Here is a 378-nt window from a genome sequence, read left to right as displayed (position 1 = left end):
GATGCTTTTCACGCCGTAGGGCAGCAGGGTGGCGGAAAGGGTTTGGGCTGTGGTGCTCAGGGTGTTGTCTTCGAGAACCGGTTTGCCGTCTTTGTCGGGGGTGTAGAGCAGGGTGGTGCTGAACGTGTTGTTTTCAAAAGTCAGATTGCTGCCCATCAGTTTTTGTTCGAGCATGTCGGACAACGGGGTGTTGCCGTAAATCAGCGGGCTGTTGTCTATGGCTGTCTTGAGGATGGTGTCGGGAATGCGGATTTTGAGGTTGGCACGGCAGATGGCTTTGCCGTCGTCTTCGGTTTCTTTGGGGTCTTCAAGCAGGGTTTCTAATTCGAGGCCGGCGGCGATGATTTTGTCGGCATCGACGAATTGGCGGTTGTCATT

At 54.2% G+C, this 378-nt stretch carries 1 pseudogene; it reads right to left on the bottom strand.

The features are described from left to right. Window positions 1-378, bottom strand: a pseudogene (locus ACTHSP_RS22625) (lysozyme inhibitor LprI family protein); the annotation flags it as partial.

It is taken from the genome of Neisseria sp. P0001.S005 (genome assembly GCF_051963715.1).
Note: the sequence above shows the minus strand (reverse complement) of the source record. Positions and strands in the feature narration are given on the sequence as shown.